We start from the raw sequence: 17,315 nt of genomic DNA, 5'->3' as shown, positions 1-17,315 counted from the left end.
CCGCTAGATTCCGCGGATGGTAAGCCATCCTGCTGTGCTCGTCACTGGTGCGTCGACCGGCATCGGCGAGGCCTGTGCGCTCGAACTGGACCGTCTCGGGTACACCGTGTACGCCGGTGTCCGAAAATCAGTTGATGGAGACCGACTGAGAGGTCAGGCGTCGCCCCGGCTCGAGCCGATTCCACTCGATGTAACGGATGCCGGCGAGATCGAGTCCGCATTCTCTCGCATCGAGAGTCAGCTCGGCGGGGCCGGTCTGGCGGGTCTTATCAACAATGCCGGGATTGCGGGCGGCGGGCCGCTCGAAGTCGTTCCGCTCGATGAGGTCCGGCGCGTCTTCGAGGTCAATGTGATTGGCCTCCTGGCGGTGACGCAGGCCGCCATCCCATTGCTTCGAAGGGCCCGGGGCCGGGTCGTGAATATCGGGTCGATTGCCGGCAAGGCGGTCACTCCGTTCGTCGGGCCGTACTGCATGTCCAAGTTTGCGGTCGAGGCGCTCACCGATGGTTTGAGGCTGGAGCTCGCGCCGGACCGGATCGACGTCGTCGTGATCGAGCCTGGTGCCGTGCGGACACCGATCTGGCAGAAGGGGCTCGCCGCGCTTTCCGCTGCTCCGCCGATGCCGCCCAGCGCGGAGGCGCGATACGGCGACAAGTTGCGCTTCCTGGGCAAGCTGCTGGAGCTGAACGCTCGACGCGGGGTGCCGCCCGAGGCAGTCGTCGATGCCGTCGTCGATGCGATGCGCGCGGAGCGACCGAGGACCAGATATCTGGTCGGCAAGGATGCGAAGATGCGCGCGGCCCTGACGCGATTCATGCCGGACCGGGTCACCGACTTCGTGATCCGGTCGGTCCTGGCGCGGTTGGAGCGCAAGCTGGCGTGAAGCTGCTTCGACCGTTCGCGGTGCTGACCTGGTCTCTGCTGGCAGTTGGCTCGAGCGGATGCCTCGATCGTGACCCGACCTCACCGGACGGGACGCCGCTGCCCGATGTGGTGCCCACCTTGCTGCCGGCCGCGCTCTGGCTCGAGTCGGGCGATACGGTGACCCTGCGTGCCGAGCCGAGTCAGCCGATGAGCTTGCGGGTTTCGAACCCCAGTGTCGTCGGCCTGACCGGACCGCGCATGACCGCCCTTGCTCCGGGAGTCGCCGATGTCGAGGCACTGTTTCAGATCGGCCGCCGCACCTCGATCGTCGAGGTGCGAGCTCCGCTGCCATCGCGCCAGCCGGTGCTGGCCTCGCAGGGTCTGACGGATGCCAGCCTGCTCGGCGTCTGGGCTGCCGACGCATCGACCATCTTCGCGGTTGGTGCTGATGGCGTGGTGCTGGTGACCCGGGATGCGGGAGTGAGCTGGGAGAAGATGTCGACGCCGACCACTGCGGACCTCACCTCGGTGTGGGGCAGCTCGGCAAACGACGTCTATGCGGTTGGCGCCCGCGGGGCGGCCATGCACTTCGACGGCCAGGTCTGGCGCAACCTCTCCCTCGATACCGAGCAGGCGCTGCTGGCCGTCTGGGGGCTCGACGCGAATCATGTCTACATCGTCGGTGCGCAGATCGCGTTTGCGCGCGAAGGAGGCGCCTGGCGCGAGATGCCGGGGGCAGAGGCGTCGGAACTCTGGGCGGTCTGGGGTACCGCTCCTGATCAGCTGTTCACCAGCGGCCAGAACGGCGTGATCCTGACGTGGGACGGTGCCACCTGGCGCCCCATGGAGTCGCCGACTCGGCTGGTGCTCTTCGGCCTCTGGGGCACTTCTGCCGTCGACATCTACGCCGTCGGGATTCGCGGCACCGTGCTTCACTACGACGGCACCGGATGGCGACCGGTCGCGGTACCCAGCCAGGCCGATTTCTTCGGCATTGCCGGGCGCAACAAGAGTGACATCGTGGTGGTCGGCAATACCGGGGCGGTCATCAGTTTCAACGGCGTGGCGTGGACCCAGGCGCCCCAGCAGGCCACCATCGAGAATCTGCGCGCTGCTGCTTTCGATCCTTCCGGCACGCTTTGGGCGGTGGCCTGGGCCGGCACCGTCATCAAACGCTCGATGGCAGGCTGGCAGCTCTCCGCGTCTTCGCCGCTGTTGACGGCCTCCGCGGTTGGTGCGGATGGTCGGGTCTATCTGGCGGGAGGCGCGGGGACCCTGTTGCGCAGGGCCGGATCCGGGTTCGAGCGGGTCGGCCCGCTCCTGCGTCGGGATCTCTACGGCATGGCCCTGACCGCGTCTGGCGATCTGTTGGTCGTGGGCGACAGCGGCCTTGCGCTCAGCAAGCGCGGCGAGGAGTGGCAGACGGAACTCACGCCGACCCGCGTGCTCCTCCGCTCGGTCTGGGCCGATCCGACGGATCCCGATGCCGTCTTTGCGGCGGGCGATCGCGGCACCGTGATCCAGCGGGTCGGCGGTGTCTGGCGTCTCCACCAGACGCCGACGACCGCTTTCATCCGCCACATCTGGGGAGTCGACGGTCGCAATGTCTTTGCCGTGGGCGACAGCGGCATCGTCCTGCGCTATCGCGGTATCGGCTGGGAGCGCTTGCCAACGCCGACCGCGCTGCGCTTGCGTGCGGTGGTCGGTACCGGGCCGCGCGATGTTGTGGCAGTGGGCGAGGCAGGGGTTGCCATTCGCTTCGACGGGCAGAGCTGGTATCCGGTGCCGTCGTCTGCCGACGTCGAGCTGCGGGCCATCGCGGCCGTCGGGCCGACCGAGTACTACGCCATTGGCCACGAGGGCGTCATGCTCCGATTCCACGGGGCTCGCTGGACCGCGCTGACGCCCGTTACCAGCGTGTTCCTGCTCGGCCTCAACCGCCAGCCGGATGGCCGGCTCCTCGGCGTGGGCACCAACCAGACCCTGGTCGAACTGGTCCGCTGAGCCTCAAGTTGCCCGGCCAGGACGCCGATACTTCGACAGCGTGAATCGTGTCCTGTATCGAAGGCTAGGCGTGACGATCGATCGAACCCAACGTCGCCTCGGGCTGGCCCTCACCTGGTATCTCGTCGTTGTCATCGTCGTCGTGACCCTGGTGCCGTTTGGCTTCGAGCCGCCCACCGGACTCCGGCTGGTCGGCTTTGCGACCGTCGCCGACGTGGTGCAGAACATCGCTCTCTTCGTACCCCTGGGCTTCGTCGTGGCGTTTGCCGGGCGCTGGCAGCCCGTCCTGATCGGTGCCGGGCTCAGCTTGTCGGTCGAACTGCTGCAGCAGTTGCTGCCGGCGCGGTCTCCCTCCCTGATCGACTTGGTGACCAATACGCTCGGCGCCGGGCTTGGCGGGCTCGTCTACCAAGCCATCCGGCGGACGCTGATGCGCAGCTCTCGGGTCGGGGTACTCGCCCTCGACTTGCCGCTGATGGGGCTGGTGTACCTCACCATTCCGCTCCTGTGGCTGTCCGGTCTGGGTCACGACGGTGATCCGGTTCGCCGCTGGCTGCTCGGGCTCGTCGGGCTCGGCGTGGCGGTGATCCTTGCTTCGGTTGCGCGGCATCATCTGGTGCCACGAGGTGTGCCAAAGGTCGTGGTCGCGTTGTTCGGCGGTTTGCTGTTTGCCGTTGGGCTTGCTCCGGGCTGGTTTCTCGAACCGACCTTTCTGATCTCGTGTTCGCTTTCGGTCGCGCTGGGCGTGCTCTTGCTGGGCGAGTACCTGACCCGAGCCGAACCGGACGGGCGACGATACGAAGTGCCAACGGTGCGGCGGGCCCTGGTTCCCTTGACGGTCTATCTCCTCTGCGTGGCGCTCTGGCCGGTGGTAGACCTAGCCGCGACCTGGCAAGGCGGGGTGCTGCCCAGCCGTCCGGTCCGTGAGCTGGGCAATGCCGGGATTCTGCAGCTCCTCGAGCTGATGGCCGTATGCAGTGTGATCGGCTACGCCACTGCGGAGATTCTGAGCCGGGCTGCGGATCGGGCCCCGATCGGACGAGTCGGTGCTCTCACCTCGAGCGCGGCTGCAGGGGGCGTGCTGATCGGGTTGCGGGGGTTCTCGCCGGGGTACGGCGCAAGCCTGATAGAAGGATTACTCCTCGGCTTTGCCGTCTGGATCGGCGCGCTGCTCTTCTGGCGGCAACGCGCCTATGTGCTGGCCTTGCTGGGTAAGGCCGACCCGCACCGGGTGGCGGGCCAGCACGAGTGGGCTAATGTTTCGCTGACGGCCCGCCGTAGCGAAGCGGGATGACCGTACCCCTTCCCGGCGTCGTCATCGTCACCTGATAGAGCCAGTCGAACTCCGCCTCGGTCATTTCCGGAACAGGTTGCCCGGACAGCCGGGTCACGATGACCGGCACCAGATTGCTGTGACTCACGACCAGCACGCGGCTGCCGGGAGGCAGAGCGGCGATGGCCTTGACCAGAGCCTCCTGATCGCGGGCGTCGACGGTTTGCGCTGCCAGGCCCGTCGCGGCACCCAGCGGAGCGGCGGTTTCCTGGGTGCGTTTGAACTGGGATGTGAAGATCGCGTCGATCCGAGCGCTGGCCAGGGCGTGGGCCAGGGCAGATGCGCGAGTCCGCCCCACCTCGCTGAGGGGTGAGTCGGTCTCGCTCGAGGCCCGCTCAGCGTGCCGGACCACGAACACCGTCGTTGCCTCCTGGGCAGCCGTGCTGGCTGGTAGCCACAGCAGGCCGGCGAGTGCCAGCAGCCATCCGGTTCGGACCATACGTCCTCCCTGTTGGGACCCCTTGCCGCCGCTGTCCGAGGTCGCGATCATAACCCGAAGGATGTGTCAGGCGGCGGTTAACGATCGTCTGAAAGATAGATGTTCGGTCAACCCGAAGTCGACCATGGCCAATGGAGTCCAACCGATGATGCTGCAGACTGGAAGCCTGGTGCGTACGGTCGTGCTGTCGACCCTGCTGGCCGGCTTTGCCGGTGCCTGCGCCACCAATCCTGTAACGGGGCGGCGCGAGCTTTCCTTCGTTTCCGAGTCGCAGGAAATCGCAATGGGGCAACAGGGTGCCCAGGAGGTGCGTCAGTCGATGGGCCTGGTCCAGGACGCCGCGTTGCAGGAGTATGTCCGGACCATCGGGATGCGCCTGGCCCGTGAGTCGGAGCGCCCCGGTCTGCCATGGTCGTTCGAGGTCGTCGACGATGCCGCCGTCAACGCGTTCGCGTTGCCGGGCGGGCCGATCTTCGTGACTCGCGGCATCCTCGCCTTCATGCAGAACGAAGCGGAACTGGCGTCGGTACTCGGCCATGAAATCGGCCATATCACGGCCAAGCATTCCGTGCAGCAGATCTCCCGTACTCAGCTGGCGCAGGGCCTGCTGGGGGTCGGGAGCATTCTGAGCAGTGAAGTCGCCGCGATTGCCGGCGTCGCGGGCCAGGGGCTCGGACTGATGTTTCTCAAATACGGTCGCGATGCGGAAACGCAGGCTGACGACCTGGGATTCAAGTACGCACTCAATGACGGCTACGACGTCCGGGCCATGCAGAGCATGTTTGCCATGCTGAGTCGCGTCAGCGGAGGCCCCACCGCGGAGGGTCGACTGCCGCAGTGGCTGTCGACTCATCCGGATCCTGAGAATCGAATTGCCAGGACCGAAGAGCGGCTGGCAGGGGTCACGGTTGATTTCAGCAAGGCCAAACTCAACCGTGATGCCTTCATCCAGCGCATGGATGGCCTCGTTTTCGGCGAGAACCCCCGCCATGGGTTCTTCGAGGGCACCCGCTTCAATCATCCCGACATGGCGTTTCGCTTCGACTTTCCCAACGGCTGGCAGACGCAGAACCAGGCGGCGGCGGTCGTGGGTGTCAGCAGCGGGCAGGACGCCATGGTGGTGCTCAGCGTACCTGGCAAAGCGGCGCCGGCACAGGCGTTGACCCAGTTCCTCGGTCAGCAGGGCATTCAGGCAGGGGCAACCTCCAACGCCTCGATCAACGGTTTGCCGGCGGCGTCTGCCGAGTTTCAAGCTCAGACGCAAGGCGGCGTGGTTGCGGGGCGGGTCAGCTACGTGTCCCACGGCGGGAACACCTTCCAGTTGCTGGGCTATACTCCTGCTGCGCAGTGGGCCTCATACCGAAACGTTCTGAGTCAGTCGATCCAGAGTTTCGGGCGGCTGACCGATCAGGCGGCGCTTGCCAGGCAGCCGGTTCGCATTCGCCTGGTGCGGCTGACCCGGGATATGACGGTCGACGAGTTCCACCGGCAGTACCCGAGCCAGGCTTCCGTCACCGCGGTTGCCTACATCAATGGGGCGAATGCAACGACTGACGTTCTCAAGTCGGGTACCATGGTGAAGCGAGTGCAGTAGGTCCGCATGACATCCTCCCGGGGCTGGAGTCAGTTTCCGGCAACCCTGCTCATTCGAATCATGGTGGGCGGGGTTTTTCTGTCGGAAGGAATCCAGAAGTTTCTGTTTCCGGCGGAAGTTGGGGCCGGCCGCTTTGCCCGAATCGGGATTCCCACCCCGGAGGTCCTGGGTCCGTTGGTGGGCGCCATCGAGATTGGGGCCGGCGCAATGGTGCTCGCCGGCCTGGCCGTTCGCCTGGCCGTGGTACCCTTGCTTGGCATCATGGCGGTGGCGTTTCTGACGACCAAGCTGCCGATCCTCCTCGGTGCGGACCTGGGACCATTCCGAGTCCGCCAGATTCCCTACTACGGGTGGTGGGGCCTCGCGCATGAGGGACGCACCGACTTTGCAATGACGCTTGGTTCGCTGTACCTGCTCGCGGTTGGCGCTGGCGCGTGGTCGCTGGACGAGATTCGATCGCGGCGGGGGGTGAGGGGTGGCAGTCCGCCACCAGGCGATGGCAGCTGAACCGGGCGGGCCGGCACAGGAGCCCGCGGGCAACCTTCGAGAGTTGGCGACCGTCTTTCTCAAGCTCGGGACGATCGCCTTCGGTGGACCGGCCGCCCACACTGCCATGATGGAAGGCGAAGTCGTCGAACGTCGCCGCTGGCTCGATCGCGGCACGTTCCTCGACTTCGTCGGGGCCACCAACCTGATTCCCGGACCGAACTCGACCGAGCTGGCACTGCATATCGGCTATCTGCGCGCCGGCTGGCGTGGACTGCTGACGGCGGGCGTCTGCTTCATCCTTCCAGCCGCGCTGATTGCTGTTGGACTGGCGGAGCTTTACCGGCGGTTCGGCAGCGTTCCCGATGCGGCCGCCGTGCTCGAGAGTATCAAGCCCATCGTCGTTGCCGTGGTTGCTCATGCAGTGTGGCGGCTTGGGCGCACCGCAGTCAAGGATGTCGCAGCGGCGGTGCTGGGCTTGGCATCGTTGGTGGCAATACTGCTAGGTGTGCATGAGCTGGCTGTTCTCGCGGCCGCCGCGCTGGTCATGGTTGCCTGCCGCCGAATCGTTGCCGGCCCCACGATGCCCGTCGTATCGTCGCTGGTCGTTTTGCGGTCGGAACCTGCCTCGGCAGAACCCGTCAAAGCGATGGCCGCCGCAGGCGTGATCGCAACTGCGACAGGCGCCATCGGCTTCAGCTTGACGACCCTTTTCCTCACTTTTGCAAAGATTGGTGCCGTTCTCTTTGGCAGCGGCTATGTCCTGTTTGCCTTTCTGCGAGCCGACTTCGTCGAGCGCCTGGGGTGGATTTCGGAGAGCCAGTTGCTCGATATCGTGGCCATTGGCCAGGTGATTCCCGGGCCACTCTTTACCGTCGCCACGTTCATTGGCTATTGGCTTGCGGGCCCGATCGGCGCACTCGTGGGCACCGCCGGGATCTTTTTGCCGGCCTTTGTCTTCGTGGCGCTGAGTGGTCCGCTGATTCCGCGGTTGCGACGGTCGGCCACGGTTGGTGCGGCGCTCGATGGACTCAACCTGGCCTCGCTCGCGCTGATGGCGGCGGTCACTGGCCTGATGGCGAGAACGGCCCTCCATGACCCATTCGCAATCTTCCTGGGGCTGGCGGCCTTCATACTCCTCTGGCGGTTCCGGCTGGGCGTGGCCTGGCTCGTCCTGGTCGGCGCCGTCGTCGGGCTGATCCGGGTCGGGCTGCTCCGGTGGTGACTTGACTCATCAACTATTGTTGATACATTGAGATCATGACCGCTGCCACCACCGGCGTTGAGACCGCCCGTTTGTTCCAGGCCCTGTCCGACCCGACCCGCTTGCAGATCCTCGGTTTGCTGCGCGGGGGGGAACGGTGCGTCTGCGAACTGACCGGCGTGCTGGATGCGGCCCAGTCACGGCTCTCGTTTCACCTCAAGGTGCTCAAGGACGCAGGTCTCGTTACGGACCGTCGGGAGGGGCGCTGGGTCTACTACACAGTTCGGTCGGCAGCGTTGAGCGACCTGCAAGGGGCCCTGGAGGACCTAGTGCCGACCTTCACCGCGACGGGGTCCGCCGATTCGAAGTGCTGTGGCTGATTTTTTGTGCTCGATATATCAAGTTTTCTTGATGGGGAGGACGTATGAGTGATCCAACATCCGAGGCCTGCTGCCCTCCGGGATGCTGCGACAACAAGGCCGCTGAGCCGGGGCAGATCCGCACCGTGGTTCGCGAGAAGTACGGCGCCGCCGCCGAGCGCGTCCGGGCCGGCCAGGCCAACGGCTGTTGCGGAGCGGGGCCTGGCTCCGACTGCGCCGACCCGATTACCTCGAACCTCTACGACACCGTCGAGACGGCTGGTCTTCCTGCGCAGGCGCTGCTGGCCTCGCTCGGTTGCGGCAATCCAACGGCACTGGCCGAGTTGCACCCGGGTGAGACGGTGCTCGATCTTGGCTCGGGGGGAGGGATCGACGTGCTGCTTTCGGCGCGCCGGGTCGGTCCCACCGGCCACGCCTATGGTCTCGATATGACGGACGAGATGCTGGCGCTCGCGCGCGACAATGCGCGGGAAGCGGGAGCGACCAACGTGACGTTCCTGAAGGGTGAGATCGAGCAGATTCCGCTGCCCGACGCCTCCGTCGACGTGATCATCTCCAACTGCGTCATCAATCTGTCGGGCGACAAGGGGCGGGTCTTGCGTGAGGCGTTCCGGGTGCTGCGTCCCGGGGGGCGTTTTGCCGTGTCGGACGTCGTGATTCGCGGCGAGGTGCCGCCAGACGTCCGGCAGAGCATGGAGCTGTGGGTCGGCTGCGTAGCCGGTGCGCTCGAGGAGCAAACCTTCCTCCGACTGCTGGCCGAGGCTGGGTTTGCGGACAGCTCGATCGAGCCGACCCGGATCTACCGCTTCGAGGATGCGCGCGAGTTGCTGGCCGGAGCCGGGCTCGATGCTGATCGGCTGGCACACGACGTCGACGGGCGTGTCATGGGTGCGTTCGTGCGAGCCCGCAAGCCGGGGTTGGTCGCGGGATGAACGAGCAGGCACGGACGCGGGTGACCGGCCCGGAGTGGAAATGGTGAGGTGACAGTGCGATATGCTCTAGTCTCGGACATTCATGCCAACCTGCCGGCTTTGGAAGCGGTCCTGGCGGACATCGACGCCCGCTTCCCTGATGCGGCCATCTACCACCTCGGCGACCTGGTCGGATACGCACCCTGGCCCAACGAGGTGGTGGCGTTGCTCGACCGCCGCGCCGTGCCGGGTGTGGCGGGCAACTATGACTCGACGGTCGGGTTCGATCACAGCCACTGTGGCTGCCGCTACGAAAATCTGGAGCAGGAGGCCGCCAGTCATCAGAGCTACGACTGGACTCGCCGCCACGTGTCGGCAGAGACCAAGCGGCGCCTTGCGGCGTTGCCGTTTCGGATCGACGTCGGGGTTCGAGGCGGCCATGCCGCCGGTCCACGACTGATCCTGGTGCATGGCACGCCGACCCTCAACACCGTCTATTGGACCGAAGACCGTCCCGACGACTTCTGTCGCAAGATGGCTGCGCATGCCGGTGCCCGGACCGGCGACCTGATCGCCTTCGGTCACACCCATCGTCCGTGGCATCGCGTGGTCGACGGCATTCACTACCTCAACACCGGGAGCGTCGGGCGCCCGAAGGACGGCGATCCACGCGCCGGCTATGCCCTGGTCGATGCGCGTGCGGAGCAACTCACGGTTGCGCTCATCCGGGTCGACTACGACTTGGACCGGGCGGCGACCGCGATTCTGGCGAGCGAGCTGCCCGGTCGTTTTGCCGAGGAACTGCGTCGCGGCGGGGCCGCATAGTCCGATCGTGGTTCGGGCCATCTCGACGGTCATCCGCGACGCATAGTGAGGAGCACGATTCCCCGAGACCACCCCGTACTCGAGGGCGTGCACGATCGGATCTCCAGTCTATGGAACGTACCAATAACAGGACCGCATCATGAGCCAAGGCGTCGCCGGGAAGATGTCGCTGCTGGACCGCTACCTGACGGTCTGGATCTTCGCCGCAATGGGTCTCGGAGTACTGCTCGGCTACCTTGCTCCGGTCGGCGTTCATCGTTTCAATCAGGCGCTAACGGTTGGTGAGCATACCAATCTGCTGATCGCCTTCGGTTTGATATTGATGATGTACCCGCCGCTGGCCAAGGTGAAGTACGAGATGCTGCCGAAGGTGTTTTCCGACGTGAGGATCGTCGGCCTGTCGCTGCTGCAGAACTGGGTCGTCGGCCCGGTCCTGATGTTCGCGCTCGCGGTGGCGTTTTTTGGCTGGATCGCCCCGACGTTGTTTGGCCCGGATGATCGCTGGGGCCTGTACATGGTCGGACTGATCATGGTGGGCATCGCTCGGTGCATCGCCATGGTGCTGGTGTGGAACCTGCTCGCCAAAGGGAACACCGAGTACGCGGCGGGCCTGGTCGCACTCAACAGCATTTTCCAGATCGTCACGTTCGGGTTCTACGCCTGGGTCTTCATTACCGTCCTCCCGCCGCTGTTCGGATTGGAAGGGATGGTCGTCGAGGTCAGCATCGGCGAGATCTTCAAGAGCGTGATGATCTTCCTCGGGATTCCCTTCGCAGCCGGCATTCTCAGCCGGGTCATCCTGGTGCCCATGAAGGGCGGCGACTGGTATGATCGGGTTTTCATTCCAAGAATCTCGCCGATCACCCTGATCTCACTGCTGTTCACGATCGTGGTGATGTTTTCCATGCAGGGTGACAGGATCATCAACCAGCCGCTCGACGTGTTGTGGATCGCCATTCCGCTCAGCGCGTACTTCGCGGTGATGTTCCTGGCCAGCTTTTTCATGGCCTGGAAGGTCGGCGCGGACTACTCGCGCTCAGCGACCCTGGCTTTCACCGCTTCAGGCAACAACTTCGAGCTGGCAATCGCCGTGGCCATCGGCGTCTTCGGCATCACGTCGCCGATTGCCTTTGCTACCGTGGTCGGACCGCTGGTGGAGGTCCCTGTGCTGATCGGGCTGGTGCACGTGAGTCTTTACTTCCGTCGGAAATTCTTCGGCCATGAGATTGCCGCGGGGGCGGCGTAACGGGTGGATCGTTCGGCAGGGCAGCTGGCGGCAGGGGCAAGTCATTCCGCCGGTTCGCGGTCGAATCCGGTACTCGCCGACATGAGGAACTCGAAGTGCCGTCCGGGTCCGCTGAGTCGTCCCCGGAACCAGCGGACCCGGTCGCGGGCCACGGCCAGGTACCAGGACTCCAGTTTCAGCGGCGTTCGCCGGGCGAATGCCGCAGGGGTCAGTACCGCTGCGCAGCCACCATGCTCGGGGTCGCGGACCGACCGGTAGCGGATGATCTGCACGCCTTTGGTGCGTGCCTTGCGCGCCATGGCTTGGCAGCCGGTGTAGTCGTCCGGATCGGTCCAGATGCGTTGGCGGCGCAAGTAGGGCGGTTCGCGGAGGTCGATGGCGGGACCGCGCAGCTGGACTTGAAAGACGGTCTGCTCACGGGGCTCGAGTTCTGGCAAGGCCGGGCTCGCCATCAGGAAACGCCAGCGCCAGTAGCCCACCTCGGCGCAGGCCGTGCGGACGGCGTCGGCGCCGTAAAACACGCCGGGATCATGCGGCGCTCGAAAGCGCGAGCCGAACTCGCTGGTCGGGTAGCGGAATGGGGTGAAGAGCAGATAGTGGAGCCGGGACGCCTCGGCAGGCACCGCCGGCTTGTGGGCTTCGAGGATTTCTTCCAGCACGCGCTGTTCATCGGCCGTGTCCACTAGGGCCATGGTCGCCACGACGTGCTGTGCTTCGACCGCCCGCCACACTTCGAGCCGGCCTGAAACAGGTTCAGACTCGGCCACGGACCGCATCGAGGTAGTGGATGACCCGGACCAGGCCTTCCGTCGTCCCGATCAGGGCAATCGGGGTTCCGTTCAAATCGCGGTTGGGTCCCCGGAGCCAGATCGTGGCCGCGTCGCCATGGCCGACCAGGGCGTCGAGGGAACGGAAAAGCCGCACCAGCAGAGCGCCAAGCTCCCATTCTTTACCTCGGGTCGGCGAGAGCTGATAGCGGCCGGCGACGAGTCGTGAGGCCGAGGCGCGGCTGATGCCGAGGGTCAGGGCGAGCTCGCTCTGATTGAGGCCGAGATGGCTCGCGGCCCGGACGACGGCTTTGGAAAGCGTCGGGGCAGGCAGCGGGGCGGCTGATCGGAAAGGGTGGCTCATTCTGTAGAAATAATATGTGCGATTTGTTTCTGGGGCAATTCTAGGGTCGGCCTACCCCCGGCTGGTCCGCCGTCGCATGAAGTCCATCAGGATGAATTGTCCCAGGGTCATCGTGTTGGTGAAGTAGGCTTTGCCGCGGCAGATCTCGGAGACCCGCTTGACGAACGCCACCAGGCTCTGTTCTCGGGCGAGCATGAAGGTGTTGATCACGATGCCGCTCTGCCGGCAGGCGGCCACTTCGCGGAAGGTCGCTTCGAGGATTTCGGGGTCGAGGCCGACTGCGTTGACGTAGACGTGTCCGGATGGCGCCGTCATGGCGGACGGCTTGCCGTCCGTGATCATGATGATCTGCCGCATCTCCTTCTTCTGGGCCATCAGCAGGCGGCGCGCCAGCTTGAGCCCGTCGGCCGTATTGGTGTGGTAGGGCCCGACCTGGGCCGATGGCAGCGCAGCAAGGGGGATCTCTTCCGCGCGATCGTGGAAGAGCACGACTTTCAGAGTGTCGCCGGGGTACTGGGTTCGAATCAGGTGGGTGAGCGCCAGCGCCACTTTCTTGGCCGGTGTGAAACGGTCCTCGCCATAGAGGATCATCGAATGCGAACAATCGAGCATCAGGACCGTGGCGGCCGACGAGCGGTACTCGGACTGGTGGACCTGGAGGTCGTCGTAGTCCAGCTCGAGGGGCACCGACAGGCCGTGGCGGGCAATTGCGCTCGCCAGGGTGCCAGGCACATCGAGGTTGAGGGTGTCGCCGAACTGGTAGGGTCTGGACGAACCTTCGGCCTCGATGCCGGTGGAAAGCAGCCGGGTTTCGTGGGCGCCGAGACTGGCCTTTCCGGCGGCGCCCAGCAAGTGCTTGAGCGTGCGGTGGCCGAGAAAATCGAGACCCTTGTCGGTCAGGTCGAAATGGACCTGCTCGGCTGCGGCGCGGGCCTGCCCTCCAGGGCCGACGACCGCGGAGTACCCGGTCGGGGTTTGGGGCAGCTCGCGGGTTTTGAGGTACCCTTCGGCGATCAGTCGTTCGATCAGCGCATCGATCAGGGCGGCCAGCTGCGCGGCGAGTTCGGCGTCCTTGGCGTCGTCGCCGGAAGGCTCACCCCGGAGGTAGCGCACCATCTCCGGGGTCAGTTGTCCGGATTGGAGCAGCGCGTCCAGAATGGCTTGGCGGAGGGCGTCGAGCGAGTGGTCGCCCCCTTCCGGCGGCGGTGCCCACCAGGGCCATTCCGCCTCGCTGCCCCCAAATCCGGACTGAAGCAGAAAGTCCCCGAGCTGATCGAGCAATGCCTGGAGATTGACCGCGTCGGCCAGTCCCGGGGTGAACTTGGTGTAGGTCGTGTACCGCATCCAGATAAGGTGCCGTATCCGGACGGTCCGGGCAACGGGAAGTGCGGAGTGGAGGGTTGAGGCCTGCCCGAATTCCGGGCGTGACTATCTTCCGGTCCGTGCTCCCTCTCTTACGCCGGGCCGGCGAATCCGTCGGGCGGGGTCTTCTCTCGATCGGTGCGCTTCAGAGTCGCAACTTCCGGCTCTTCATTTCCGGTCAGTTCATCTCGCTTTGCGGTTCGTGGATGCAGACGGTGGCGCTCTCATGGCTGGTGCTCGAGCTCACCGATTCCACCCTCAAGACCGGGCTCGTCGTCACGCTCAACGCCTTGCCGGTGCTGCTGTTCACGCTCTATGGCGGAATCGTGGCGGATCGGGTCAACAAGCGTCGTTGGCTGATGACGCTGCAGACCCTCTTTCTCGTCGAAGCGCTGGCGCTCGGCGTGCTGACGGTGATGGGGTGGATCACGGTTCCTTTGATTTACCTGCTGTCGGTGTGTGCCGGGCTGATCAGTGCATTTGAGATCCCGATTCGCCAGGCGTACCTGGTCGAAATGGTCGGCAAGCCTCACCTGATGAGCGCGATTGCCCTCAACAGCTCTGCCTTCAACCTCTCTCGTGTCTTCGGACCGGCGCTGGGCAGTCTCGTCAGCGCGATGCTGGGCTCGGCCGCCTGCTTCTTCATCAACGCCGCGAGCTTCCTTGCGGTCCTGATCGGTCTCTACAAGATCGATGCGCACCTGGGAGCGGCTCCCCCGGCCATTCGGCGGACCGGCTATCGGGCCGGCATCGATCATGTTTTCGGGCTCCGGTTGCCGCGCGCACTGGTGATTCTCACGACCACGTTCACGCTGTTCGGTGCTTCATTGACCGCCATCCTGCCCGCCTTTGCCCGAAAGACGCTTGGTGTCGAGGTCGAGGGGTTCGGCGGATTGCTGGCGTCTTTCGGTATCGGTGCGGCGTGCGGGGCGCTGATGCTCGCTGCGATCGGTCAGCGATTTCCGCGGGAGCGGGTGGCGTTTACGGCGGGGCTCGGGCTCGGTGGCAGTCTGCTCCTGATCGGCATCATCCATTCCTACGTGGCGTCGGCCACGCTGCTGGTCGTGGCGGGCCTCTGCATGGCGCTCAACGCAATCATGACGAACACCATTCTGCAGACCAGCGCGCCGGACCATATCCGCGGCCAGGTCGTCGGGCTCTACGCCTTCATCGTCATCGGGATGGCACCGTTCGGTTCGGCGCAGGCCGCCTGGATCGGCGAGCGGTTTGGGCCGTCGTTTGCCATCGGGCTGGGTGGAGCGATTTGTCTGATCGTTGCGGCGACGGTATCCTGGCGAATGGGCTTTTTCCGACCTCCGCCTCCCGCCAACGCGGAAGCTCCAGCGACCGGGAGTGCGCCATGATCATTACGCTGTCGCGTGAGTTCGGTGCCGGTGGCGGGCTGGTGGCTCGTCGGGTTGCGGCTGCGCTGGGCTGGCGCGTGGTCGACAACGAACTGATCGATCAGATTGCCGACCGTTCCGGCCTGACCCCGGAGGAGGTGGCCGAGCGGGAAGAGCGGGCCCCCGGTTTCGTGGAACGCCTGGTACGCGCGCTGAGCAAGGCTGCGCCGGAAATTCAGGCGGCGCCATCCGACGATGTGCCCGAACTGGAGGAGGCCAAGCTGGTCCGGGTGACTGAGGCGGTGGTGGCCGACGCGAGTCGGGAAGGACGGGTTGTGCTGGTCGGTCGGGCGGCGTCGGCGGTACTGGGAGGTGAGCGGGACGCGCTGCATGTCAAAGTCGTCGCGCCGCGTCAGGCCAGGATCGACGCCATCGTATCGCGGACCGGTTGCACGCCCGATCAGGCTGCTGCGGAGGTGGCGCGCTCGGATTCGGCGCGGGCGAGGTATCACGAGTTCTATTACGGCCGCGACTGGCGCGACGCATCGAAGTATCATCTCGTACTCAACACGGCAGCGCTCGGAATCGATCAGACCGTCGATACCATCGTCGGGCGGGCCAAAATCCGTTGGCCTCACGAAACCCTCGAGCGCCGTTCGACCCGACCCTGATCCGGTCAGTCGTCCGGGTCGCGACGCCGTTCCCGCCCGAACCGCGCGGCCGTCCATCCCAGGTCGTCGCTCCGGCTGATTCGTTTCTGCGCGGTCAAGGCTTCGAGGGTCAGCTCCGCAGCGGAGACCAGGTCCGCGCCGGCGTGATCGGACCCGCCGGCCACCTGCGCGGCCAGCGGGACCAGTCCCGGGACGGTCTCGAACGCCGAGAGACAGAGCTCGGTGCGCTCGTCGCCGCCGATCCGCAGCGCGCCGCCGCCGTCGAACCACGCCACCACCAGGTCGATCTGTTCCGGGCTGACATCCTCGGCGCGAGCCGCGAAGGTCCGGTGGGCCGCGCGGCGGACCAGATCCTTGGCAATGGTTTCCGCACCTTGCAGTTCGCCCTCGTACTCGAGCTCGAGTTTGCCGGTGATGGCGGGAAGCGAGGCGTAGCAGTCGCTCACCCGCGGGACGACGGTGCGCTCGCCGCGCATGATACCGCGCCGCTCCGCGTTGGACACTACGTTCTCGAGCAGGCTGATGGGGAGGCGCTGGCTGACACCAGATCGTTTGTCGATCCGTCGATCGGTGCGGGCTTCGAAAGCGACGCGCTCGATCAGTTCACGCATGAACTCCGGGGTCCGGACCTCGAGTTCGCCCCGATCGACCCAGGCTTCCTGGGCGGTGATGGCCATTCCCAGTTCGACCGTGCGGGGGTAGTGGGTCTGGATTTCGGCGCCGATGCGGTCCTTGAGCGGGGTCACGATCTTGCCCCGGGCCGTGTAGTCCTCGGGATTGGCCGTGAAGACGAGCGCCACGTCGAGGGCCAGGCGGATCGGATATCCTTTGATCTGGACGTCGCCTTCCTGCATGATATTGAAAAGCCCGACCTGAATCTTGCCGCTCAGGTCGGGCAGCTCGTTGATGGCAAAGATGCAGCGGTTGGCTCGTGGCAGCAGGCCGTAGTGCATGGTGAGTTCGTCGCCTAACGTGTGTCCCCCCCTGGCGGCCTTGATCGGATCGATATCGCCGATCAGGTCGGCAATGGTGACGTCGGGCGTGGCCAGTTTCTCGACGTAGCGCGCTTCACGGGGCAGCCAGGCGATCGGGGTGTCGTCGCCATGCGTAGCTAGAGTGTCGCGGGCGTACCTCGAAATCGGGGCAAAGGGGTCATCGTTGATTTCGCTGCCCGCCACGACCGGGATAGCCTCGTCGAGGAAACGGGTCAGACCGCGGAGCAGCCGGCTCTTGGCCTGGCCGCGGAGCCCGAGCAGGATAAAATCCTGCCGAGCAAGCAAGGCGTTGATGACCTGGGGCACCACGGTGTCCTCGTATCCCTGAATGCCGGGAAAGAGGGTCTCGCCCCGGGCGAGAGCGGCGAGCAGATTGGCGCGGATCTCGTCGTGGATACTGCGGGCGCCAACGTATGGACTGGCACGCAGTCCGCCGAGAGTGGTGGGTCGTTCCATGGTCTGTCATTCCTGCGGTGGACTCCGTCAGGCGAAGTCACACCATGCTGGGTTTCTGTGGGCTCTCGCGC

At 65.4% G+C, this 17,315-nt stretch carries 17 protein-coding genes; 12 read left to right on the top strand and 5 right to left on the bottom strand.

The annotated features are described in order from the left end of the window. The first annotated feature begins 16 nt into the window (after positions 1–16). The 3 genes from KF785_07550 to KF785_07540 all read left to right on the top strand — a co-directional run bounded on the left by KF785_07550 (position 17) and on the right by KF785_07540 (position 4,162). Positions 17–883, top strand: coding sequence for an SDR family oxidoreductase (locus tag KF785_07550; protein MBX3146615.1), 867 nt, complete (start codon positions 17–19; stop codon positions 881–883). Beyond that, a complete protein-coding gene (locus tag KF785_07545) occupies positions 880–2,868 on the top strand; it encodes a hypothetical protein (GenBank protein MBX3146614.1) in 1,989 nt (662 codons plus the stop codon). Before KF785_07550 ends, KF785_07545 begins: the two co-directional genes overlap by 4 nt. Before the next feature lie 70 nt (positions 2,869–2,938). Beyond that, positions 2,939–4,162: a VanZ family protein gene (locus tag KF785_07540; GenBank protein ID MBX3146613.1), complete on the top strand. Its 1,224-nt coding sequence runs from the start codon at positions 2,939–2,941 to the stop codon at positions 4,160–4,162. Here the strand turns inward: KF785_07540 and KF785_07535 are convergent. Further along, entirely contained in the window at positions 4,122–4,640 is a 519-nt protein-coding gene (locus tag KF785_07535) for a histidine phosphatase family protein (GenBank protein ID MBX3146612.1), read from the bottom strand. The genes KF785_07540 and KF785_07535 overlap by 41 nt on opposite strands. A gap of 145 nt (positions 4,641–4,785) precedes the next feature. Between KF785_07535 and KF785_07530 the strand changes: the two genes are divergently transcribed. The 7 genes from KF785_07530 (at position 4,786) to arsB (ending at position 11,286) form a co-directional block, all read left to right on the top strand. Then, positions 4,786–6,234: a M48 family metalloprotease gene (locus KF785_07530; GenBank protein ID MBX3146611.1), complete on the top strand. Its 1,449-nt coding sequence runs from the start codon at positions 4,786–4,788 to the stop codon at positions 6,232–6,234. Between the two features lie 6 nt (positions 6,235–6,240). Next, on the top strand, positions 6,241–6,741 hold the full coding sequence (locus KF785_07525) for a DoxX family protein (GenBank protein MBX3146610.1): 501 nt from the start codon (positions 6,241–6,243) through the stop codon (positions 6,739–6,741). Continuing rightward, on the top strand, positions 6,731–7,945 hold the full coding sequence (chrA, locus tag KF785_07520; GenBank protein MBX3146609.1) for a chromate efflux transporter: 1,215 nt from the start codon (positions 6,731–6,733) through the stop codon (positions 7,943–7,945). The genes KF785_07525 and chrA overlap by 11 nt, the downstream gene beginning before the upstream one ends. 35 nt (positions 7,946–7,980) lie before the next feature. After that, entirely contained in the window at positions 7,981–8,304 is a 324-nt protein-coding gene (locus KF785_07515) for a helix-turn-helix transcriptional regulator (GenBank protein MBX3146608.1), read from the top strand. A 44-nt stretch (positions 8,305–8,348) separates the two neighbouring features. Next, positions 8,349–9,236, top strand: coding sequence for an arsenite methyltransferase (locus KF785_07510; GenBank protein ID MBX3146607.1), 888 nt, complete (start codon positions 8,349–8,351; stop codon positions 9,234–9,236). A gap of 54 nt (positions 9,237–9,290) precedes the next feature. Continuing rightward, entirely contained in the window at positions 9,291–10,040 is a 750-nt protein-coding gene (locus KF785_07505; protein ID MBX3146606.1) for a metallophosphoesterase family protein, read from the top strand. 139 nt (positions 10,041–10,179) lie between these two features. Continuing rightward, on the top strand, positions 10,180–11,286 hold the full coding sequence (gene arsB, locus KF785_07500) for an ACR3 family arsenite efflux transporter (protein ID MBX3146605.1): 1,107 nt from the start codon (positions 10,180–10,182) through the stop codon (positions 11,284–11,286). 41 nt (positions 11,287–11,327) lie between these two features. On the opposite strand, the gene KF785_07495 is transcribed toward arsB, so the two are convergent. From KF785_07495 to KF785_07485, 3 genes are read right to left on the bottom strand one after another with little or no spacing between them, the layout of a single operon-like run. Then, positions 11,328–12,053, bottom strand: coding sequence for an RES family NAD+ phosphorylase (locus tag KF785_07495; protein ID MBX3146604.1), 726 nt, complete (start codon positions 12,051–12,053; stop codon positions 11,328–11,330). Beyond that, a complete protein-coding gene (locus KF785_07490; GenBank protein MBX3146603.1) occupies positions 12,040–12,417 on the bottom strand; it encodes a DUF2384 domain-containing protein in 378 nt (125 codons plus the stop codon). Before KF785_07490 ends, KF785_07495 begins: the two co-directional genes overlap by 14 nt. A 51-nt stretch (positions 12,418–12,468) precedes the next feature. Next, a complete protein-coding gene (locus KF785_07485) occupies positions 12,469–13,761 on the bottom strand; it encodes a VWA domain-containing protein (GenBank protein ID MBX3146602.1) in 1,293 nt (430 codons plus the stop codon). A gap of 98 nt (positions 13,762–13,859) precedes the next feature. On the opposite strand from KF785_07485, the gene KF785_07480 reads away from it, so the two are divergent. Together KF785_07480 and KF785_07475 are read left to right on the top strand one after the other, a co-directional pair. Then, a complete protein-coding gene (locus tag KF785_07480) occupies positions 13,860–15,143 on the top strand; it encodes an MFS transporter (GenBank protein MBX3146601.1) in 1,284 nt (427 codons plus the stop codon). Further along, a complete protein-coding gene (locus tag KF785_07475; protein MBX3146600.1) occupies positions 15,140–15,793 on the top strand; it encodes a cytidylate kinase-like family protein in 654 nt (217 codons plus the stop codon). The genes KF785_07480 and KF785_07475 overlap by 4 nt, the downstream gene beginning before the upstream one ends. A 5-nt stretch (positions 15,794–15,798) precedes the next feature. On the opposite strand, the gene KF785_07470 is transcribed toward KF785_07475, so the two are convergent. After that, entirely contained in the window at positions 15,799–17,244 is a 1,446-nt protein-coding gene (locus tag KF785_07470) for a magnesium chelatase (GenBank protein MBX3146599.1), read from the bottom strand. Positions 17,245–17,315 lie beyond the last annotated feature (71 nt).

It is taken from the genome of Gemmatimonadales bacterium (genome assembly GCA_019637315.1).
Classification (GTDB): domain Bacteria; phylum Gemmatimonadota; class Gemmatimonadetes; order Gemmatimonadales; family GWC2-71-9; genus SHZU01.
This window is presented reverse-complemented; position numbering and strand designations above follow the sequence as displayed.